Genomic DNA, 21,947 nt, shown 5'->3' on the forward strand with positions numbered 1-21,947 from the left:
TTTTGCTACACATAAAAATAAAAGCAAAATCCATTATGAAGCAAAACGTCGTTAAAAAGCGCGCCACGAACTTGTTTATTGCGCTGGTATTGTTATCCAGTTGTTCAGGTAAACAACAGAATGGCGGATATCAGCAAGGGCCTGCGGAGGTTCTTTTTGGCACTGTAACAACAGGCGATGCAACGATCCGAAATGAGTATGCAAGTGCCATAGAAGGCGTGTCCAATATAGAAATACGACCACAGGTGACCGGTTATCTCCAAAAGATATTTGTGGATGAAGGTGATTACGTCCGTGCTGGACAGGCGCTATTTAAAATTGAAGATCGGATCTTTCAGGAGCAGTTGACCAATGCGCGGGCGGCCTTGTCTGTTGCCGAATCGAATTTATTGACCGCCAAAATTGAGCTGGATCGAAAAACTGAGCTGACCAAAAACCGTATCGTTTCGGATATTCAGATGCAGGAAGCTCAGGCAAATTATGCCGCCGCAAAAGCATCAGTAGCGCAGGCGAGATCAGCTATCGCCTCAGCACAGATCAATCTGGATTTTTCAGTCATCAAGTCACCCGTGAATGGGTATATCGGTCGTTTCAACTACCGTTTGGGAAGTTTGCTGTCTGCCTCAAATCAAGACCCCATTACAGTCGTTTCTGATAACCATCAAGTGTATGCCTATTTTAGCTTGAGTGAGAACGATTTTGTACGATTTCAGCGCGAACATACAGGAAATACGGTTGCGGAGAAATTGAAAAATGCAGCACCCGTTGCACTGTTACTTTCGGATGGACAGGAGTATCATACCAAAGGGAGAATAGATGCTGTTGAAGGTCAGTTCAATAAAAATACGGGCTCCATTACTTTGCGGGCAAAATTTGATAACCCTCGCGCAGAGCTGCGAAGCGGCAACACAGGCAAAATTGTGATGTATCAACAATTGAAAGAAATGCCCTTATTACCTATTGCATCCACAGTGTCCTACCAGGATAAAGTCTTTGCCTATGCTGTCGATAAGGAAAATAAAGTCGTACAGATACCTGTAGCTATTTCTGGGAAATCTGAAGATAACTTTATCATTCGCGAAGGATTAAAACAGGGTGACCGTTATATCGCTCAAGGATTCGAACGCCTACAACCGGGAATGCCGGTTGTCGCGCAAAAGCAAACTCAAAACAAAAAATAAAACAGCAATTCATGTTAAAAAAAATAATAAAACGACCAGTATTGGCCACCGTGATTTCTGTCTTATTGGTCATTCTTGGTGTGGTCGGTATGCTCAGCTTGCCCATTACCAAATTTCCGGATATTGCACCACCGACCGTTATGGTGACCGCTGTATATCCGGGTGCAAATGCCGAAACAATTGCACGGTCTGTCGCACCACCCATAGAAAATGCCATCAATGGCGTCGAAAATATGGATTATATTTCGTCGACAGCGAGTAATGATGGTACATTAAATATTACAGTAATCTTCAAGTTGGGAACAGATCCGGATCAGGCCGCCATCAATGTCCAGAACCGTGTAGCCCAGGTTACCAATCAGTTGCCTGCAGAAGTTATTCAAAGCGGGATCACGACCTTAAAACGTCAAAATAGTATGATCGCGATGGTCACCTTAACCAGTAAAGATGGTACAATGGATGACCTTTTCCTGGAAAACTACAGCAAGATCAACGTTGTACCCGAACTTAAGCGTATCAAAGGAGTAGGGGACGCGATGGTATATGGCAATAAGGACTACGCTATGCGTGTCTGGTTGGACCCCAGCAAACTCAATACATACAACCTTACACCCAGTGATGTATCCCGTGCTATCCAGTCCCAAAATTTGGAAGCCGCTCCCGGCCGGTTCGGTGAACAGAGTACCGAGGTAAAGGAATATGTGATGCGTTATAAAGGAAAATTCACTGAACCGCAGCAATACGAAAATATTGTTATCCGGGCCCAGAATGATGGCTCGGTATTACGTCTGAAAGATGTTGCCAAGGTTGAATTTGCGGCTTATAGCTATACCGTAGCATCCAACTATAATAAGAAACCTGCTGTGACCATGGCTATTTTTCAGATGAGTGGATCGAATGCCAATGAGGTACAAATCGCATTGCAAAAGCGAATGGAAGAACTGGAAAAGTCTTTCCCGGGAACCATGGAATATAAGATACCTTATGCAACCAAGGAATCGCTGGATCAGTCAATTGATCAGGTCATCAAAACCCTGATTGAAGCCTTTATTTTGGTATTTATCGTGGTCTTTATCTTTTTACAAGATTTCCGTTCTACTTTAATTCCGGCCATCGCTGTACCTGTATCAATTGTAGGGACATTTTTCTTCATGAAAATATTTGGGTTTTCGATCAATATATTGACGCTTTTCGCCCTTGTCCTCGCTATTGGTATAGTCGTGGACGACGCCATTGTTGTTGTAGAGGCCGTACACGCCAAAATGGAACGACGGAAACTAAATGCCAAAGCCGCGACGATGTCAGCTATGGGGGAAATTTCGGGTGCTATTGTTTCGATTACCTTGGTGATGTCAGCTGTGTTTGTACCGGTCGCATTTATGGACGGTTCTACAGGTTTATTTTATCAACAATTTGCGCTGACATTGGCTATCGCAATTGTCATCTCAGCGGTGAATGCCCTGACACTTAGCCCAGCTTTATGTGCAATCCTTTTGAAATCTCATGCAGCCCATTCTGACGAAAATCATAAGGCTAAATTCAAGGAGCGCTTTTTCACCGGATTTAATGCCGCTTTTGATAAACTTACTTTTCGCTATGGAAAGGCAATTTTAATGATGATCAAACGCAAGTGGATCGCATTTTCGCTTTTGGCTGTGTTTGGCGGATTGTTTTCCTGGTACACGATGAATACACCTAAGGGCTTTATCCCTGATGAGGATCAGTCATTTATCATTGTGACCGCCAATTTGGCTGCTGGAACATCAAAAGACCGGACAACAGTGTTGATGTCAGATACTGAAAACAAGTTAATGGCTCATCCTGCTGTTCGTGAAGTAATCTCCGTGAATGGGTTAAGCCTATTCACTGGAGCAATGTCATCTGCTGCCGGTACGTTCTTTATTCGCCTGAAAGCTGAAAAAGAAAGAGGCAAAGTGAGTAATCTTGGAGCCGTTATGGGCGAGCTACAGGGGATACTGGGACAAGATAAGCGGGCCAACTTTCTAGTTTTAAATACACCGACAGTAGATGGTTTTGGTAATTCGAGCGGAATGGAACTGGTTCTACAGGACCGAACGAATGCAGAATTGCAGAAGCTAGGCAATATATCTTATGGCATGATGGGCGCTTTGATGCAGCGGCCGGAGATTGCCATGGCCTTTACCACATTTGATGTTTCCTACCCCCAATATGAGGTCGTCGTAGATGAAGCGAAGGCAGCACAGCTTGGTGTAGCTGTTAGTGATGTACTCGGTGTTATGCAGGGATATTATGGCAGTATACAGGCTTCGGACTTCAATCGTTTTGGCAAATATTACCGTGTACTGGTTCAGGCGACGGCAGAAACCAGAACCAACGAACAATCCTTACAAGGGGTTTTTGTGAAAAATAGCCGACAAGAAATGATTCCGATCAGTACCTTGGTGCGGGTTCAACCGGTTACCGGACCCGAGGTTGTAGAGCGGTTCAACCTATTCAACGCGTCAAACCTTACTGTAATGCCGGCTCCGGGATATAGTACCGGGCAAGCCATGTCAGCCATACAGGAGGTCGCCAAACAGTTGCTTCCACCAGGGTATACCTTCGATTATAAGGGCATGAGTCGTGAAGAAAGCATGGCGACATCGCAAACGACAGTCATTTTTGTGCTCTGTATTGTATTTGTTTACTTCTTGTTATCTGCTCAATATGAAAGCTACATATTACCATTCTCCGTATTGCTGTCCATTCCGGTGGGTCTTTCCGGCGTATTTATGGGTATTGGTATGGCAGGTATAGCAAACAATATCTATGTGCAGATCGCGATGGTGATGCTCATTGGGCTATTGGCAAAAAACGGGATATTGATTGTGGAGTTTTCGAGTCAGCGCCGGAAAGCGGGGAAAAGTTTGATTGCTGCTGCGGTGGAAGGTGCAAAAGCACGACTAAGACCTATTTTAATGACCTCATTGGCTTTTATTACAGGGATCGTACCACTGGTTTTTGTGGTGGGACCTTCGGCAATGGGGAACCATTCCATTGGTTATGCCGCTATTTTCGGCATGCTGGTGGGGACGGTATTGGGGATATTCCTTACACCTGTGCTCTTTGTAGTATTCCAGTATTTCCATGAAAGATTGAATGGACGCGAGTTGGATGAAAGTGAATGGGACTACTAATTAATGATCAGATAAAATGAAACAGATAAAAAGAAATTGCTGGTATAGTGTAGTCTTTCTGACAACGGTAATAGGGGCGAATGCCTGCCGTGTACCACACTACACCGGAACGGAAATGAAGCCGATTGATCATTTCCGAAATCAGGACGAGCATGAAGCTGATAGTAGTATCGCGAAGATCTCTTATCGTGATTTTTTTAAAGATGAGATGCTTGTTGCGTTACTGGATAGCGCATTGAAGAAAAATAATGATTTGAAAGTCGCCCTAAAGCAGATCGAATTTGCTTCAGAAGGGTATAAGCAATCCAAGTGGCTGAATGTGCCACTTGTAAATGCAAATCTTGCCAATGTGGGAATTAACCGTCCTTCGGGCAATAGTATGAACGGTATGATGGCCAGTCAATTTATGGGTCAAAAATATACCATGGATTATACCTCCTCAATTCAGATTTCATGGGAGGCTGATATTTGGGGTAAATTAAATGGGCAAAAACAGGAGAGTTTGGTAGATCTTCTCAAAACTCAGGAAGCTGTCCGCGCGATCAAAACACGTTTGGTCGCTGAGGTTGTTCAGGGCTACTACAACCTGCTGCTGTTGGACCGACAGCTGGAAATATCACAGCGCAATTTAGCCTTTGCGGATAGCACCCTATTTATCCTTAATAAACAGGTCGAGTTGGGGCTGGCAAATATCTTGTCGGTACAACAGCAGGAAGTGACACGGGATCAGATTGCCAAACGGATTCCAGCCTTAGAGGCGGGGATTCAGGTGCAGGAAAATGCTTTGAGCATTTTGGTTGGAGAAGTGCCGGGGCCAGTAAAAAGGACCATGCGATTGGATCAGGTGGAGTCTTCGGCAAATCTCTCACTGGGAGTCCCTGCAAACCTATTGAGCTATCGGCCGGATCTGCGCAGCAGCGAATTGGATATCCGGCGGAGCCTGGCGACGATACATGTCGCACGGGCTAGTATGTATCCTAATTTAAATATCACTGCACAGGGAGGGTTAAATGCATTTAAAGCAAATAATTGGTTCAATCTACCAGGGTCTCTGTTTGCCGCTGCAACCGGGACAATTGTACAGCCTATTCTGAACGGCAGACAATTAAAGACGCGTTTGGAACAGTCAAAAATTGCAAAGGATCAAATGGAATTGAATTTCAAACAGACCATGTTAAAAGCCGTTGGTGAAGTGTCTGATGCGCTGATTCAGATTGATAAACTGGGGGAACAACTGGAGACATCCAACTTGCAGGTAGCGCGTTCGGACAAGCTGGTTCAAAATGCAATGCTGCTTTATAAATTTAATGAGGCAACTTATCTGGAAGTGATCGTCGCGCAGACCAATAGACTGCAGGCCGAATTGGATCAGGCGACAGTGAAAGCACAAAAAATTAATGCCATAACATCCCTTTACCGTGCCTTGGGAGGCGGATGGCTCTAATCTCACGATCTTAATACTCGAAATGAAAACAACAAACATGCTGATTCTGATCAATCCAAGTCACAGCAGCGAGAAAACTGAAAAGATGGCTGCCGCGCTTCGCGCCGATCGGTTTATACTTATTGATGACGATCTGGATTTTGCAGATCATCTGGCACTAATACTTGAAAAAAGAAAGCAAAAAGTGATCATCATGCAGCACTTGGAGGGATTGAATCAGCTGTTTTGTAATGTAGGACATTCATCTTATCGCATTGCTATTGAATGCTATGGGGTAAAATTAGGAATAGCTAGGTAATCAAGGTAGGATTTATATTGAATAATTATGATGCGTTATATACAATTATTTGCAGTAGGAAGAGGGGTACTACTACGCAGGAAAGAACTGGAAACATATATTTTTTTGCTCGTTCCGACAGTGATATCGATATCTTTTGATCTCGATGATAAGTTATTTACCATGGTGGTCAAATCAACAAAAAAGGTGGATGAATTGATTCTTCGTTTGATGGAGCAAAAACAGTTGAAGATAAGTCTTTTAGATTTTATGGAGAGACCAATGTAAAAAGAGTTCTCTATAATGGTAATTTATCCCGAAGAGGTATCGTCTGAGACAGTAAAAGGTAATAGCTCTTCGGGTATAATTTCCTAACAGAAAATACCATTTTCTGCCGTTAAAATAATTGGAGCACCATCGGTAATCATGATGGTATGTTCATGTTGCGCCATGTATCCACCTTTGTCACCGACCATCGTCCAGCCATCATTTAATTCCGTTGCATAGGTAGATGTTGTCGAGATAAAGGTTTCGATCGCAACAATTGAATTTTTTCTAAACCGCCTTTGATCAAATTTATTCCTATAATTGAGCAGCTCATCTGGATCTTCGTGTAAACTGCGTCCGATACCATGACCACCGAGATTCTTGATCACTTTATAACCTCTCTTTTTTGCTTCTGTTTCCATCAGTTGGCCAATATCCGCAATTTTGACACCACCACGTATATTTTTTATCGTTTTTTGAAGTATTTCCTTTGAAGCGTCCACCAATTTTTGATGATGATGAATATCCTCACCGACCACAAAAGAAGCCCCATTATCAGCCCAAAAACCATCTAGTTCCGCTGATACATCGATATTGATAAGTTCTCCCTCCTGTAATAAGCGATCCGCAGACGGAACGCCGTGGCAAAACTCGTTATCTACACTGATACAGGTCCACCCCGGAAAGTTATAGGTCAGCGCTGGTGCTGACTTTGCACCAAATTGTTCTAATATCTTCGCCCCGTACTCATCCAATTCTTTGGTTGACATGCCCACCTTAGCATAGTCGCACATCGCTTTAAGCGTCTGGGCAACTGCCGCACTCGCTTTTTGCATTCCGGTCAATTCGTTCTCGTTGGTAATAGACATCCTGCTTTTTGTATTTGCTTGTTCAATTAAAGATATACAAAGGTCTTAAAAAAAATAGATAATCCGATAAAGAAAAGTAGATGGGCGATCCGGCTCAGACCTTTGGGAGTTTTGGTATAATAAACGTCTGCTTTCGTATAAAATCCCAGCCAGTGAAAGCCTGAAATAATAGATTTGTGAAAATCCCGGATAAATATAAACCGGGAAGAAGGTGGATACAATTTTAAATTTACAAAATGAAAGCAAAGCAGATATTAATTTTTAAAAGCTCTGTGCGAACAAAAGAGAAGAAGACGTTCCTGATGCAGTTGTTAAAGCTCCACCTGCCACAGATACAGTCGGCGACCTTGGATCTGGATGACGAAGACGCTATATTTCGGGTAGAAACAGAAGAATGTTCCGTCGATCTACTGACAGCTTTGCTGCACAAGCACGATATAAAGGTAGATTTTCTAGATCGCTTTGTACTGGCCTAATCCTATTCAAAGCACAGTACAGCTGATCTTACAATAGCCCGCCTGTATATTGTTTAAAAAACTGCTCGCGATAAATCTCGCCAATCGGGATTTCGAACTTGTCAATGTATATCGTATGGTTGTCAAAAGAATCAATAAAAGACAAATTGATCAAATAGGATTTGCTGACCCGAACAAATATATGGACCGGTAGTTTTTGATGCATTGTTTTTAGATTCATTGCCGTAATAAGTTTATTGGTACGCGTATAAATAACGACATAATCTTTGAGCGCCTCAATAAATCGAATATCGCCAAATAAGATCTTGTAGTATTTTCGATCCGATTTGACAAATACAGCATCTTCATTCGCATCTTCAAAGGTGCTTTGATTTTCTTTTAAATTGAGCAGATTTTTATAGGTCAGCGCTTTATCAATTGCCTTGGCCAAGCGATCTTTTTTGATAGGTTTAAGGAGGTAGTCGAGTGCATCCAACTCAAAACCCCTCAACGCATATTGTGTATAGGCTGTTGTCAGTATTACCAGTACATCTTTAGGTAAGGATTGCGCAAAATCCAATCCATTGACTGTAGGCATCTCGATATCCAGAAAAATGAGATCCACAGATTTGATCGCGAGATATTCCATAGCAGATAGGGCATTGGAAAACTCGCCCATAATTTCTATAGCTGAAATTTCTTCGACCAGATTTCTCATTTCTTCCCTTGCTAAGGGCTCATCATCTACAATGATACAATTCATAATGGAATTTTTAATTTCACCTGATACAGCAGGTCATTTTTTGATATTGTGAGTTCGTAATTACCTCCATACAGCAAATCCAGCCGTCGTTTGGCATTGACTAATCCCAGTCCACCATACTTAGAACGGGTATTCGAAAGATCTGGATCGATCGAATTTTCACATTCGAAACACAGTTGTTCGTCTGTCTGCGTAAAGTGAATGGCAATAAACGTTTGCTCGTCACGTAAGCTCACGCTATGTTTGATCGCATTCTCTATAAAGGCAGTAAAAAGATGTGGTGGCAGAAAAATACTTTGCTTTTCTAATTCCGCCGTGCAGGACAATGACGTTATCAAGTTATCCCGACGTATTTCCTCAAGTTTTAGAAAATTGAAAATAAAGTTTATTTCGGATTTTAAAAGCGTTTTATCTGTATCGTTTTCATAGAGTTGATAGCGCAAAAAATCGGAAAGTTTGATAATAACCTCGGTGGCCATACTGGGGTCTTTCCGAATTAATGCCTTCACATTGTTGAGCATGTTAAATAAAAAATGTGGCTGAATCTGATTCTTTAACGCATTTAACTCCGTTGTCAACGCCAGGTTTTTTAGATCTGAAATTCGTTTATTGTCCTCGATCCAACGCTTAAAAAGCTTAAAAGTGGTGGTGGTCAAGATAATGGGAATACAGATAAATAAACCGCTGACAAACCCCATGGTATTGGTTCGTTGCCTTTCGATTGTCGGGACATGGATACTAAAAATATATATCGCAATCTGCATGACCACGAGTAGGCTCGCTGTCACCAGCAGAATAAGCAAGATGGTATAGATCTCATATTTTCCCTTGAAAAAATACAGCGGGATCAATACATACATATTGATATAAAACATGGCCACGAAAACCGTCCAAAGTGCCAAAGAAAAGTAGGTTTTATAGTTACCCAGAAATTGGTTATTTGTATTGGCATTGGCAAAAAGAATAAGTAGGCCAACCAAAAACAGGCCATGTCGTAAAAGCCTGAATTTCTTTTCCGTTAAGTAGCGTAGAATAATACGATTGTTGCAGTCTTGCATATTGATCTGGATTACTAACCCTAATTCAGCAAAAGTAATTTTTTTTGTTTCAAAATGGCTTTCTTTTATACGAACACCGCTTTTTTTTATACTAAAGTAAATTCAGTAATTAGACTGGGGAGGAACCGTTTTAACAGCGCTTGTTTTTGTATAAAATATTGACCCTTTTGTATAAAAAAATAAATGGGCGTACCCAATTGATCTATTCTTGTAACAAGCTAAAGCTCAGCTCGGATTTCCAAAAGAGCAGTTTTCGCGTAGTATTTAATTAAAAAAGAATAGATAGACAAAAACAAATATCCAAATGAAAAAGAGTTTCGTGATGTTTGGGAGCTTTGCCCTGATATGCAGTGCTTCCGCACAGACAACAGACAGTATTCCCCAAAAAGTACAGGCCATTGTTGCTGACAAATTTCCCGCAGCGAGAGTACTGAATCTAAGTTATGAATACAATGGGGGGTACAAATATTCATCCAACCCTAAGGGGGCTGCCAGTACCCAAGGGAAGGTGGAATCGTTCCATCAGGCTGGTGAGAGTTTAAATGTCAATTTTTTAAACCGGCGTAACTGGGCTTTGAGTACTAGCCTTGGATATCAGTATACCACATTGAATCTACAAGAATCCGATTTAAGCGCAGAACCTTTAAAAATGCGTAAACAGGATTTCCATTACCACTATGAATCACTTAATTTCTCTTACTTCTCAAAATTATTTGGAAAAACGGTTATTTACTCAGCCAGCATCATGACAGATGGAAGCGATAAGAGGATTGAACGGCTGCGTGGAATGTTGACCGGTACATGGGTACTCAAAGCAACGCAGGACGTACAAATGACAATTGGATTGCTTGGATTTGTTGACCCAGGGGCAATTATTCCCCTTGTCCCCACGTTTACCTATAAGCAGCAATATCGCGATGGATGGATGGTAGATGTGTTATTGCCAAAAGGCGCTTTTGTACGGAAAACGATGTTGCGGAATGGGCGTCTTTCCTTAGGGGCAGACCTCAACACAACAACATTCTATCTCTATGATTTTTTAGGATCGGATAAGGTGTACACTTTAAGTCAGCTAGAGATCAACTCAGGATTGACCTACGAGCATAATTTGGGAAGATCATTTATAGCAACAGTCAAATCAGGTATGAAGACCATTCCTAGGTCACGAATATTTGAAAAAAGTGAACGTCAAAATAATTATGTTTGGGAAGCTTCTGCAGATCCATCTTTTTACCTGAACGTCGGACTTTCTTTTAATCCTTTTGCGAAAAAAAGGCGTTAGTATAACGGGCCGCTAATCATCAGAAATTTCTGAAAGATTAACTTTATTAGAATCCAAAAACGATTTTGGCATTAAATTCGTTTCTATGTTTGAACATTTAAATATTTGCTATATTTATCATGTACTTTAAAAATTAAAAATATGGACAATCGTTCGCACGCTGTTTCCAGATTTAATTTTTTTTATCAAATTTATAAGAGATAACAACTTAATATTAGGACGTTGAAAAATAAAATAGACAGTAAATAAATAAAAGAAAATGGCATTATTAGAAACACTTGAATGGCGTTATGCAACCAAAAAATACGATTCAACAAAGAAAGTTGATCAAAATGACGTAGACAAAATTATCGAAGCGGCTCGTATGGCACCGAGTTCCTCTGGTTTACAGCCATTTCGTGTTGTGCTGATTACGGATCAACAGTTGAAAGAGCAGATTGTACCTGTTGCTTGGGGGCAGCAAATTATTGCGGAAAGCTCACATCTTCTGGTTTTTGCGGCATGGGATAAATACACGGACGAACGCATTGATGCAACTTTTGATCATATGAACAATCATAGAGGTCTACCGTTGGATACAACTGATGAATACAAAAACAGGTTGAAAGAGATGTTTGCTGCACTTACTGAAGAACAGCAGGCGGCACATGCTGCTAAACAAGCTTATATTTCTTTTGGAATGGCCATTGCACAAGCGGCAGAATTGAAAGTAGATGCCACACCAATGGAAGGATTTTCTAACGGTGAATTGGATAAATTACTAGGCTTGGATAAAAGAGGGTTAAAGAGTGTTGTTTTGCTACCGCTAGGTTACCGCCTGGGTGAGGAGGATTGGTTGTTGAAATTGAAGAAATTTAGATTGCCGAAAGACGAGTTTTTGATTCAACTACCCTAAGAAGGTGTGATTTTATTCTCCCTATTGTTCAATAAATTACAGAATTCAGGATTATAAAATTAATAATGGCCAAAGAGATCTTTTTCAGATGTACTTTGGCCATTTTATTGATTGTCGCTATCCTATAAAATTAAGGCATCATTACCATTCAGGGTGACAAAATAAAATCCCTGTTTGTCAAATGAATAGTATGGAGCAGGGCTATTCCAGAAATCGGTTACCTATTTTTTCGTGAATCCAGCATCAGTATTATGATTGCAAATGACAAAGTGCCTTTCTCCTGTAAAACCGCTCCAGATATCCATTAATTCTTTATTTTCGGCTTTTGGGAAACCAAAGTCACCTAAGGAAATAATAAATTCTGGATTTTTAAGCTTCATCGCGTCAATAAAGAGTTTGGCCCTACGCGCACCGTCGTACATGAGATCATGATGAAGATCTGCGATAACGCCAAATTTAACTTTGTCAGTTTTGAATATATTGCTTTTTGTCGAGTTTATAGGCGTACTGGCAAGACTCTTGTTGACAAAGAGACCGCCTATGCCTAGACCTCCTAACTGAATGAATTTTTTCGGTTGATCATAACGAATTGATAATACGGATTTTATTAGATGCTACTTAGCTGAACTGTTTGACCTTTTTTCAGTTTAATATATTGCAAATTCTTATCTTTTGAAAGCCGCTTTTTAGTTGAAATATCTTGAAGATCTGTATTTTCAAAAATGCGGAAGATAGCATCTTGGCTAGCGGTTACTTTCAATAACGTGATCTTGTTGTTGTTCTTTTCAGCGCTGACAATAAAACCACCCGCTGTTCTCAGGTTTTTAAAGGATACATCTTTCCATTCCTCAGGAGTGGCCGGAAAAACTTCGATATAATCATTTTTGCCCTGAATTAACAATTCATGAACCCCCTGTGCAAAAGCAAAATTTCCCTCCAATGTAAAAGGGCGATAAGTAAAATCAGAATACTGACCACCGTTTTGGTCGCCGTTGAGGTGAAATGAATTTATGGAACAAAAGTTATGTGCAAATTTCTGTAGGTTGCTTACAGCTTGTCTACTTTGCTTCGCCCGCGCATGGAGACAGGCCATCCAGGAGAACGAATATCCGACCCAGGCCCGTGTACCCAATTGTTCTAAATGTGATAACGATTTTTCAATCAACGATTTATCGTGAGTGTTATTGATGTCAAGTATTCCTAAGGGATAAATAGCCATATAGGGTGACATATGCCGATGTGAATGCTTCATGCTCAGATCCTCTGCAACGCGGAGACCAGTTTCATCCATAGCAAAATTGGGCAATTCGGCGCTATATTGTGTCCATTCTTTTGCTGCTTCGGCTTTGCCGTTAGCTGTACTAACCTCGGCTGCTATAGCGAATAAATAATGTGCCAGGCTGAGATCAAAATTGGTCCAACTATTAAACCAGGCGGCAGTGCTGTTATCATTATATTCTGGACTGCTGCTCAGGGGGAGATAGCGTTTTCCATCTTTGAGATAGGTAATATTTTTTAAATAGGTCGCTGCTTCTATAATATAAGGATAGGCTTGTTCTTTTAAGAAAGTGGGGTCCATACTATATTTCCATTGCCAATAAAAATGTTGGGCTGTCCAGGCACTGACGGTAGGCGAAAGGGAGTATTGAATCCAGCCGCCCATAGGGTAGCCGTTCAAGGTTAGCACACCCGGGATATTTAATCCGTCAACACCAAAATATTGTTGGGTGTAGGCAAGGTTTTTCGGTCTGATTTTCCATAACCAATCCGTATAACTTTGTGCTTCATCCATTCGGTTGGCGGTATAAGCCGGCCAATAACTCAGTTGGGTATTGAGATCATTGTGGAAATCGCCTTTCCAGGGTGGTAGCCCACCATTATCAGCTGTCCAAACAGCCTGCAAGGTTATTGCCGGAGCTCCTTGGCGTGCTGTGGCCCCCAATTTATAAAGCTCCAGGTAGTATTGTTTTTCAAGATCTTTTTCAGGAATGGAAATGTTAGATTTAGACCAATAGCTTGTCCACCATGCGAGATGGCTTCGCTTTGCTTTTTCAAATTGTTCGAGTGATAGCGGTTGTTTCTTGACCTTTTTATCATTGCTGATTGTCCAATAGCCGATCAATTTGGTTGATGAGACTTTTTCCCAGCATAACATGACCTCAAAGAAGTGATGATCATACGTTTCCTGATGTAATACCTGCGCATTCCCCGTTTTAACAATAGTCCCTTGTTTGTAGCCCAGCCGGGCTAAACTTTGACCATCGACAACACTTTTTTGCTCATCCGTATTGGTCTTGGTTTCATATTGATGTGGAATAAGCTCTGGACCAAGGTCGCCGATGTTATTCGCTGTGATTTCAAAATAACCCATTGGACTAGTAGCATGGACAAAAGAGGTCAGTATTTTTCCGTCGTCAAATTTCAATGTATGTACAGCCGTTTGTATATCCAGTACATTGGATACAACCTTTCCAAATTTAGCTAAGTCAAAGGTCATCGCCGCTGCAGGAAGTTTGGTGGGATAGGGAGAACGGTCATAGGGTGAATCGCCCCATTGTTGGGCCGCTTGGTAGCTGTTGTTTTTCAATTGCTGCTGTACCCATTTAAAATCATGTTTTTCTATCTCAAATGCCTTGCGTTCATCCCAAAGATCAGCACGGTCCAGGGACAGCCGGATGGTATTTTCCTTTCTCCAGATCAATGCACCCAACTGACCATTACCTAAAGGGATAGCCTCATCCCATCGTGTTGCAAGATCCGTAAAATTAAGATTATAAGCAGGAGATGGCTGCGCGATAACAAGACGCGCTGCGAAAAATAGTACTATAAGAAAGCTGTATTTCATAATTTATGTGGATATGGTTTTACAAATTTAGTAGTCACCACGATTAAAGGCTGACACTATTTAGGCATTTTTATAGCTTATTTTACCCTTGTTGCTTTTCATTTTCCGTCTTATGTATCTTACTTTTCACTTAATTATATCTAACAGCAAATTGCATGCTTCCAAGCCGTGCCCCGTTAACAGTAACCAGCCTTATCTGCTATCGCTTAGAAAGACAGGATAAATAGATCGTAAGATAGAAAGAATATCAGTTTAGCACCGGATTAAAAGTATAAAAAGCAATGCTGACTACGTTATCGTAACCAAATTGTTATAGGGTACTGATGGAAACCGTATGGCACGAATGGGGGTAAAAACGAAGATTGGCCCCTGTGAGGGTAATATAGATTATATTTCTGTTAATCTAGTTCTAGTATATCCCATTGTTCTTCTCTATTTTTATAACCATAAATAAATATCCAATCTGATGTTGATTTACTTGTTACTATTCCATTAACTGATACTGGCATAGCGACATAAGAATTATAAATAAACCTAATAACTGATTAATATAGAATAGACCTTATTGCTATGAATAGAAAATTAATGGTGTTAGCATCATTGGCCTTAGTTGTCGCCTGCATTGCAATATTTACATTTCGCAAAGAAGAAACAATAGATTTTAGTGCAGATGTCAAACCGATATTAAATAAACATTGTATTACCTGTCATGGTGGCGTGAAGAAAAATGGAGGGCTTAGTTTTCTTTTCGAAAATGAAGCTTTTGCCAAAGCTGAGTCTGGCAAATCGGCGATTATTCCGGGGGACGCGGAACATAGCGAGTTTATGAAAAGATTGCTGTCGGATGATCCCGAATTACGCATGCCTTACAATGCGCCCAAACTGAATGATGATGAGATTGATATCCTAAAAAAATGGATTGATCAAGGCGCGAAGTGGGGTGAACATTGGGCCTACACCTTACCTAAAGACGTTGAAGTACCTAAAACCTTTTCGTTTGTGGGACTATTTGGAATAAAACCCAAAGGGGTGAACAATGACATTGACTATTTTGTTCAAGATAAATTAAAGTCCAAAGATCTGACTTTTGCGGATGAAGCCGATCGGGCTACTTTATTACGAAGACTTTATCTGGACCTCATCGGTATACCGCCCACCTTGGCCGAAACCCGTGCTTTTATCGAAGATGAGAGCGACGATGCATATTCCCGTAGAGTTGATAGTTTATTAGCTTCCTCCAAGTATGGTGAGAAATGGGCCAGTTGGTGGTTGGATATGGCGCGGTATGCAGATACTAAAGGTTATGAAAAAGACGGATCCCGTAGTATTTGGCCTTATCGGGATTGGGTGATCAAAGCCTTAAATAGCGATATGCCTTACGATGAATTTACAGTCGAGCAGCTGGCAGGAGATCTTTTGCCACAACCGACCAAAGATCAGCTCATCGCAACTGCTTTTCACCGCAATACGATGAATAACGACGAGGGGGGGACTGATAGTGAAGAGTTTCGGATGGCGGCCGTCCTGGACCGTTTAAATACCAGTTATCAGGTATGGTTGAGTACAACATTTGAGTGCGTACAATGCCATAGCCACACCTATGACCCGTTTAAATTTGAAGAATACTATAAATCGCTGGCATTTTTCAATAATACAAGGGATGAAGATACACAGGGAGATCATCCGAAGTTACGTTTTTACGCTGCACAGGATGAAAAACGTATCGATAGCATTAAGCATTGGCTGGCAGCAAACGGAAATGTAAATGTGGTGAAATCAGCAGACCTGTTTCTGTATACACTTGAACCCAAGATTCATGCGCATTATAGTGATCAGATTGTGGATGGGGCATTGTATGATACTAAATGGCTTGGTGTACGCAACAGTGGATCGGCTCGTTTGAAAGCAATTACATTGGATGGCAAAAAACAACTTTTCATGAACTTCTGGACCGATGCGGTGGGTGGGAAAATGGAGGTGCACCTCAACAGTCCTCATGGTCCCCTGTTAACCAATGTAGATTTACCGAAAACTTCAGGGAGACAGGTTATTCAAGCAGCGATCGTACCGACTACAGGGGTACATGATCTCTACCTGGTCTTTAAAAACGCAGCAGTTGCAGCCGGTCAGCCAATCTGTATGATTGAATGGTTTGCTTTTCGCGAAGATTTTCCTGTCGGGAAACCAATGGAAAATCAGCATCTGCAACGTACCTTTTTGCAGCTCGTCAATCTACAGCCCGAAGGTGTGCCTGTTATGATTGAAAATCCGAAAGATATGCAGCGGAAAACCAATGTATTTATCCGGGGAAATCGTTTGTCTCTAGGCGCGGAAGTACAACCTATGGTTCCGGAGTCTCTGAATGATTTTCCAAAAGGAGCCCCTCGAAATCGTATGGGCTTCGCACAATGGATTGTTAGTAAAGAAAATCCATTGACTGCCCGAACTTTGGTTAACCGTGTCTGGGCACAGCTCTTTGGTCGGGGACTGGTTGAACCTCTAGGTGACATGGGGACACAGAGTACCCCACCAATTCATCGTGAATTATTGGATTATCTGGCCCTAGATCTCATGAACGGAAAAAAATGGAGCATGAAAAAATTGGTCCGTGAGATCGTCTTATCGGGTACCTATAGGCAGTCGTCAACGTTAAATAGTGACAATGTACAAAAAGATCCCCAAAATTATTATCTCGCAAGGGGACCACGATTCCGGCTTTCCGCAGAGCAGATCCGCGATCAGGCTTTGGCGGTCAGTGGGTTGTTAAGCAATAAAATGTATGGACCGAGTGTCATGCCTTATCAACCGGATGGTGTGTGGATGACGGTGTATAGTGGTGAGTCCTGGGTGAAAAGTGAGGGCGAAGATCAGTTTAGACGCGGTGTCTATACCTTCCTAAAACGTACCAGTCCTTATCCATCCTTTGTTTCCTTTGATGCATCCAGTAGGGAGGTCTGTCTGGTTGATCGTATACGGACAAATACACCGCTACAGGCTTTGGCGACGCTCAATGATCCGGTATATCTCGAAGCTGCAAAACATTTGGGCGAGATCATGGAGCGGGAAGGCAAAGGAAATACAAAAAATAGTATTGGTGCAGGCTATCGAAGGGCGATGCTCCGGGAGGCTGATCCCAAGAAGATTGCTGATCTCGAACTGCTCTACCAAAAAGCGCTTGCCGAATTTAACAAAACACCAGCTTCGGCAGCGAAATACCTGGGCGGTGATTTGGCAAAGGACAATAGCAAAAAACTGTCATCCAAAGCCGCTTACATGTTGGTGGCAAATGCCTTATTGAATTTAGATGAGTTTTTGACGAAATCATAAGGAATAGACGCAAAGATAATTGATGTGAGTGAGTGAGTGAGTGAGTGAGTGAGTGAGTGAGTGAGTGAGTGAGTGAGTGAGTGAGTGAGTGAGTGAGTGAGTGAGTGAGTGAGTGAGTGAGTGCGATGGACGGAAGCTTAAAATAATAGATAAACTAAGATAATAGCAGGTTCTTGATAGAATGATGCGGTTACAAAAGATTTACTTGAATGAAAGATCTGAATAAACTAATTGAAGAGGCACAGCAATCTGAATTGAAGGCTGTGACAAGAAGACATTTCCTGAAAGATTGCGTTGCTGGTATCGGTGGTATCGCTCTTGGAGGCCTATTGGCGAGTTGTGGCGGATGGGATTCATCTAAATCCAAAGGGAGTCTGGATCTCAATGCCCTAAATCCATTGATCCCTAAATCGCCACATTTCCCGGGCAAGGCCAAAAGTGTTATCTATTTACATATGGCGGGAGCCCCTTCACAGCTTGAGCTCTTTGATTATAAGCCTGCACTGCAGAAACTGCATAATCAACCCTGTCCACAATCACTTTTGGCAGGTAAGAAGTTCGCTTTTATTCGAGGGGTGCCTAAAATGTTGGGACCACAGGCTACCTTCAAGCAATATGGTCAAAGTGGCGCTTGGGTATCTGATCATTTACCACATTTCAGTAAGGTAGTTGATGATGTTAGTTTTTTGAAAGCTGTTCATACCGATCAGTTTAATCATGGACCGGCACAGCTGTTTATGCATACCGGGAGCGCCCGTTTGGGCCGTCCGAGTATCGGTTCATGGGTGACCTATGGTCTCGGCTCTGAAAATAGCAATTTACCAGGTTTTGTGGTGCTGACTTCTGGTGGTAAAACACCGGATGCGGGAAAGAGTGTCTGGGGAAGTGGCTTTCTACCATCGGTTTATCAAGGGGTCCAATGTCGTTCGAAAGGAGATCCCGTCCTGTATATTGCTGACCCTGAAGGGATGGATCGGGACATGAAGCGAAACCTTATTGATGCGATCAATAATGTGAATAAAACAGAGTATGATACATTTAAAGATCCAGAGACACTGTCCCGGATTGCACAATATGAAATGGCCTATAAAATGCAGGTTGCAGTACCTGAGGTGATGAATATCAATAATGAACCAGCTTATATTCATGAGTTATACGGTACCGAACCGGGAAAGGAATCTTTTGCAAATAATTGCCTATTGGCCCGCAAGCTCGTGGAGCAGGGGGTACGTTTTGTCCAGTTATTTGATTGGGGCTGGGATAGCCATGGTACCAATGCATCGGACTCCATAGATCTTGGATTTCGAAATAAATGTCGGGAGATTGATCGTCCGATGACAGCACTGATTTTGGATCTGAAACAACGTGGTCTACTCGAAGATACATTGGTGGTCTGGGGAGGCGAGTTTGGACGCACACCAATGCAGGAGAACCGAGATAATAGTGATATGCCATTTTTGGGTAGAGACCATCATACCGATGCCTATACCATTTGGATGGCGGGCGGAGGGGTGCGTAATGGCATCAGTTATGGACAAACGGACGATATCGGTTTCGCGGGTGTTGAAGGAAGGGCTTCCGTACACGATGTCCACGCAACCATGCTCCATCTCCTTGGCTTTGACCACGAAAAATTTACTTATGAATTTCAGGGCCGACCATTCCGTTTGACGGATGTGGAAGGTGAACTTATACAAGCGATTATTTAAATAATGAAACGATTCCTATTATTAATACTTCTGTTGGCCAATTTTTTTACAGTTTTGGCTCAGAAGCAAGAGAAACTACATATCAAATATTATTGTACCAATTGGGGAAATGCCGATTCCTGGGATCGATTCTGTGAACGTGTTAAGAAAGCAGGTTATCAAGGTGTCGAAGCCTGGCTACCCGGAGATCTGAAAGAACGGAAGGAAATGATTGATGCCCTAAAAAAATACGGTCTGAGCCTAGGCTTGCTTTCCGGTGGTTCTGGAGCTTCCTTCGAACAGTACCGCGAAAGCTTTAAACGGAATCTGGAAGAAGCTGCAGGTATGAAACCTGATTATATCAACTGCCATACAGGTAAAGAATATTATTCCTTTGAACAAAATAAACAATTGATCGACATTGGCCAGGTCGTCATGGAAAAACAGCATGTTCCGGTATACCATGAGACACATCGTGGTAGATTTAGCTTTGCAGCGCACCTGACCAAAGATTACTTAGCAAAGATTCCTTCCTTAAGGCTTGCTTTGGATATTTCACATTGGTGCAATGTACATGAGTCCCTGCTCGGTGACCAGCAAGAAGCGGTAGCTTTGGCGCTTGCCCGGACAGAACATATCCATGCCCGGATCGGACACCCTGAAGGACCACAGGTCAATGATCCTGCGGCACCGGAATGGAAAAATACCGTAGATCAACATTTGACCTGGTGGGATGAGATCGTTAAGCAGCATAAACAAAATGGAGCTAAGGTGTTGACCATCACTACAGAGTTTGGTCCGGCTGGCTATCTGCCAACACTACCTTTTACGCAGCAACCCGTAGCTGACCAATGGTCGGTAAATGTATATATGTTGAACTTACTCAAAGACAGGTATAAAGAATGATGGTTTTCCTTGAAGAATTGATGGCCTTTTTGGGACGTTTTCATCCCATCTTAGTGCATTTACCCATCGGAATTTTATTGATCGCATTTGTGATGGCATTTCTAGAGCTATTCAAGAAGGAAAATCCATACCGGCCTGCGATTAGGTTATCCTTGTTATTAGGTAGTATAGCAGCTGTATTTGCGGCGCTTTCAGGATTTCTGCTTTCGCGCAATGGTGGTTACGAAATACAGGTGCTCAATTACCACCAATGGTTGGGCATTGTGGTGGCGGGGTGCAGCATACTGCTCTATGTGCTCTATCGTGAAAAAAGTGAAACGTTGCAATGGTCAAAAAAGATCGTTAGGTTTCGCTTTTGGTTATTTTTGATCCTGGTTGTATTGCTGGGAATCACAGGACACTACGGTGGCACCTTGACACATGGCAAGGGTTACTTTATTGAGGCGATGCCGCAAGCAATGAAAAAGACTTTTGGCGTGAAGGAGAGCAGCGAAGAGGTATTAATCGTTGAGAATGTACAGGAGGCCGCTGTATATGACGGTATTATTCAGCCTATACTCAAGCAGCGTTGTCAAAGCTGTCATGGTGATCGTAAACAGGAGGGAGGATTGGCCTTACATACAAAGGAAAGCCTGCTAAAAGGAGGTGAGAATGGTAAAGTACTGGTCGATAGCAAGTCCAAAGAAAGTGAGCTGTATGCACGATTGATCTTACCGGAAGGGCACAAAAAAAGAATGCCACCAAAAGGACGTACACCAATCAGTCCTGACCAGATCAAATTGATCGCCTGGTGGATTGATCAAGGCGCGAACTTCGATAAAAAAGTGAATCAACTCACACAGACCAAAGAAATAGCAGCAATATTGAAAAAGCTAGAAACAGGGGAGCAGGAAGCTTCCCCGGTATTGTATGCAGATTTTCCTAAAGCACCCGATTTACCAAAGGATAAAGTCGATGCCTGGCAGGCAAAAGGTATTAAAATCATTCCTGTGGCTAAAGAAAACAATCTCGTGCTGGTCAATGCCATCAACTACCCACAGTTTAATGATAAGGATCTGCAAGATCTGTTGGCCATTAAAGAGAATATCGTTCAGCTGAAACTCGGGCATACCGCCATTACAGATCAGGCATTTTCTACGATAAAATCCATGCCTGTCATCTCGCGTTTGCATCTTGAGAACACAAAAGTCTCCGATGGAGGTTTGTCACAATTGAAAGGACTGCAAAAGTTGATCTATCTCAATCTGGTGGGAACAAAAGTAACTGCAAACGGTTTGTCGAATTTGAAGGATATTCCTAATCTGAAAAATGTATATATCTACCAAACCGGTAGTCAGGACAGTACGGCCTTAAAAGCATTACAAGGTAAGGTTCGCATCGATACAGGTAATTACCGATTGCCATTTATCGCTACAGATACAGTCAGGTTCTAGCGATGATAGCGTACAGACCAAGTCGTATGATCCATTGACGATAATACTAGTGAATAGATACTTAGTCTATACTGAAGCAATACTTAGTCAATACGTAAA

The 21,947-nt window shown here is 42.0% G+C and carries 17 protein-coding genes; 12 read left to right on the forward strand and 5 right to left on the reverse strand.

All coding sequences use genetic code 11. The features are described from left to right. Positions 1–35: 35 nt before the first annotated feature. From LC454_RS03270 to LC454_RS03290, 5 genes are read left to right on the forward strand one after another with little or no spacing between them, the layout of a single operon-like run. A complete protein-coding gene (locus LC454_RS03270) occupies positions 36–1,181 on the forward strand; it encodes an efflux RND transporter periplasmic adaptor subunit (protein WP_223579358.1) in 1,146 nt (381 codons plus the stop codon). A gap of 11 nt (positions 1,182–1,192) precedes the next feature. Next, positions 1,193–4,339, forward strand: coding sequence for an efflux RND transporter permease subunit (locus LC454_RS03275; protein WP_223579361.1), 3,147 nt, complete (start codon positions 1,193–1,195; stop codon positions 4,337–4,339). A gap of 16 nt (positions 4,340–4,355) precedes the next feature. Continuing rightward, positions 4,356–5,783, forward strand: a complete 1,428-nt coding sequence (locus LC454_RS03280; RefSeq protein ID WP_223579363.1) for a TolC family protein — start codon at positions 4,356–4,358, stop codon at positions 5,781–5,783. Positions 5,784–5,805: 22 nt separating this feature from the next. Further along, entirely contained in the window at positions 5,806–6,081 is a 276-nt protein-coding gene (locus tag LC454_RS03285) for a hypothetical protein (protein WP_223579366.1), read from the forward strand. Positions 6,082–6,108: 27 nt separating this feature from the next. Then, complete coding sequence (locus tag LC454_RS03290) at positions 6,109–6,348, forward strand: hypothetical protein (protein ID WP_223579368.1); 240 nt, start codon at positions 6,109–6,111, stop codon at positions 6,346–6,348. A gap of 83 nt (positions 6,349–6,431) precedes the next feature. Here LC454_RS03290 and map read toward each other — a convergent pair whose 3' ends face one another. Continuing rightward, on the reverse strand, positions 6,432–7,196 hold the full coding sequence (gene map, locus LC454_RS03295; RefSeq protein WP_223579381.1) for a type I methionyl aminopeptidase: 765 nt from the start codon (positions 7,194–7,196) through the stop codon (positions 6,432–6,434). Positions 7,197–7,432: 236 nt separating this feature from the next. On the opposite strand from map, the gene LC454_RS03300 reads away from it, so the two are divergent. Further along, entirely contained in the window at positions 7,433–7,672 is a 240-nt protein-coding gene (locus LC454_RS03300; protein ID WP_223579384.1) for a hypothetical protein, read from the forward strand. Positions 7,673–7,700: 28 nt separating this feature from the next. Here the strand turns inward: LC454_RS03300 and LC454_RS03305 are convergent, their stop codons facing one another. Together LC454_RS03305 and LC454_RS03310 are read right to left on the reverse strand one after the other, a co-directional pair. Beyond that, complete coding sequence (locus tag LC454_RS03305; RefSeq protein WP_223579387.1) at positions 7,701–8,414, reverse strand: LytR/AlgR family response regulator transcription factor; 714 nt, start codon at positions 8,412–8,414, stop codon at positions 7,701–7,703. Continuing rightward, positions 8,411–9,472 (reverse strand): sensor histidine kinase, encoded by a 1,062-nt coding sequence (locus LC454_RS03310; RefSeq protein WP_223579390.1) that lies wholly within the window; start codon positions 9,470–9,472, stop codon positions 8,411–8,413. The genes LC454_RS03305 and LC454_RS03310 overlap by 4 nt, the downstream gene beginning before the upstream one ends. A 304-nt stretch (positions 9,473–9,776) precedes the next feature. Between LC454_RS03310 and LC454_RS03315 the strand changes: the two genes are divergently transcribed. Next, positions 9,777–10,754: a DUF6268 family outer membrane beta-barrel protein gene (locus LC454_RS03315; RefSeq protein WP_223579393.1), complete on the forward strand. Its 978-nt coding sequence runs from the start codon at positions 9,777–9,779 to the stop codon at positions 10,752–10,754. A 259-nt stretch (positions 10,755–11,013) separates the two neighbouring features. Then, entirely contained in the window at positions 11,014–11,649 is a 636-nt protein-coding gene (locus LC454_RS03320) for a nitroreductase family protein (RefSeq protein WP_120258164.1), read from the forward strand. Between the two features lie 221 nt (positions 11,650–11,870). Here the strand turns inward: LC454_RS03320 and LC454_RS03325 are convergent, their stop codons facing one another. Together LC454_RS03325 and LC454_RS03330 are read right to left on the reverse strand one after the other, a co-directional pair. Continuing rightward, the gene (locus LC454_RS03325) at positions 11,871–12,029 is read right to left on the reverse strand and encodes a hypothetical protein (RefSeq protein WP_223579396.1); all 159 of its coding nucleotides are present in this window, start codon (positions 12,027–12,029) and stop codon (positions 11,871–11,873) included. Between the two features lie 227 nt (positions 12,030–12,256). Continuing rightward, entirely contained in the window at positions 12,257–14,494 is a 2,238-nt protein-coding gene (locus LC454_RS03330) for a glycosyl hydrolase family 95 catalytic domain-containing protein (RefSeq protein ID WP_223579399.1), read from the reverse strand. 570 nt (positions 14,495–15,064) lie between these two features. On the opposite strand from LC454_RS03330, the gene LC454_RS03335 reads away from it, so the two are divergent. From LC454_RS03335 to LC454_RS03350, 4 genes are all read left to right on the forward strand, one after another. Continuing rightward, entirely contained in the window at positions 15,065–17,821 is a 2,757-nt protein-coding gene (locus LC454_RS03335; RefSeq protein WP_223579402.1) for a DUF1553 domain-containing protein, read from the forward strand. 209 nt (positions 17,822–18,030) lie between these two features. Then, the gene (locus tag LC454_RS03340) at positions 18,031–19,530 is read left to right on the forward strand and encodes a DUF1501 domain-containing protein (protein WP_120258159.1); all 1,500 of its coding nucleotides are present in this window, start codon (positions 18,031–18,033) and stop codon (positions 19,528–19,530) included. Positions 19,531–19,533: 3 nt separating this feature from the next. Beyond that, positions 19,534–20,415, forward strand: a complete 882-nt coding sequence (locus tag LC454_RS03345; protein WP_223579405.1) for a sugar phosphate isomerase/epimerase family protein — start codon at positions 19,534–19,536, stop codon at positions 20,413–20,415. Next, the gene (locus LC454_RS03350; protein ID WP_223579408.1) at positions 20,412–21,848 is read left to right on the forward strand and encodes a c-type cytochrome domain-containing protein; all 1,437 of its coding nucleotides are present in this window, start codon (positions 20,412–20,414) and stop codon (positions 21,846–21,848) included. The genes LC454_RS03345 and LC454_RS03350 overlap by 4 nt, the downstream gene beginning before the upstream one ends. The last annotated feature ends 99 nt before the right edge of the window (positions 21,849–21,947 follow it).

Origin of the sequence: Sphingobacterium sp. GVS05A (genome assembly GCF_019969845.1) — a bacterium.
Taxonomy (GTDB): domain Bacteria; phylum Bacteroidota; class Bacteroidia; order Sphingobacteriales; family Sphingobacteriaceae; genus Sphingobacterium.

Coding starts and splice junctions, on each gene's coding strand:
- LC454_RS03345 (WP_223579405.1), top strand. CDS start 19,534: ATGAAACGATTCCTATTATTAATACTTCTGTTGGCCAATTTTTTTACA.
- LC454_RS03280 (WP_223579363.1), top strand. CDS start 4,356: ATGAAACAGATAAAAAGAAATTGCTGGTATAGTGTAGTCTTTCTGACA.
- LC454_RS03305 (WP_223579387.1), bottom strand. CDS start 8,414: ATGAATTGTATCATTGTAGATGATGAGCCCTTAGCAAGGGAAGAAATG.
- LC454_RS03325 (WP_223579396.1), bottom strand. CDS start 12,029: ATGAAGCTTAAAAATCCAGAATTTATTATTTCCTTAGGTGACTTTGGT.
- LC454_RS03335 (WP_223579402.1), top strand. CDS start 15,065: ATGAATAGAAAATTAATGGTGTTAGCATCATTGGCCTTAGTTGTCGCC.
- LC454_RS03290 (WP_223579368.1), top strand. CDS start 6,109: ATGATGCGTTATATACAATTATTTGCAGTAGGAAGAGGGGTACTACTA.
- LC454_RS03275 (WP_223579361.1), top strand. CDS start 1,193: ATGTTAAAAAAAATAATAAAACGACCAGTATTGGCCACCGTGATTTCT.
- LC454_RS03350 (WP_223579408.1), top strand. CDS start 20,412: ATGATGGTTTTCCTTGAAGAATTGATGGCCTTTTTGGGACGTTTTCAT.
- LC454_RS03330 (WP_223579399.1), bottom strand. CDS start 14,494: ATGAAATACAGCTTTCTTATAGTACTATTTTTCGCAGCGCGTCTTGTT.
- LC454_RS03285 (WP_223579366.1), top strand. CDS start 5,806: ATGAAAACAACAAACATGCTGATTCTGATCAATCCAAGTCACAGCAGC.
- LC454_RS03310 (WP_223579390.1), bottom strand. CDS start 9,472: ATGCAAGACTGCAACAATCGTATTATTCTACGCTACTTAACGGAAAAG.
- map (WP_223579381.1), bottom strand. CDS start 7,196: ATGTCTATTACCAACGAGAACGAATTGACCGGAATGCAAAAAGCGAGT.
- LC454_RS03300 (WP_223579384.1), top strand. CDS start 7,433: ATGAAAGCAAAGCAGATATTAATTTTTAAAAGCTCTGTGCGAACAAAA.
- LC454_RS03270 (WP_223579358.1), top strand. CDS start 36: ATGAAGCAAAACGTCGTTAAAAAGCGCGCCACGAACTTGTTTATTGCG.
- LC454_RS03315 (WP_223579393.1), top strand. CDS start 9,777: ATGAAAAAGAGTTTCGTGATGTTTGGGAGCTTTGCCCTGATATGCAGT.
- LC454_RS03340 (WP_120258159.1), top strand. CDS start 18,031: ATGAAAGATCTGAATAAACTAATTGAAGAGGCACAGCAATCTGAATTG.
- LC454_RS03320 (WP_120258164.1), top strand. CDS start 11,014: ATGGCATTATTAGAAACACTTGAATGGCGTTATGCAACCAAAAAATAC.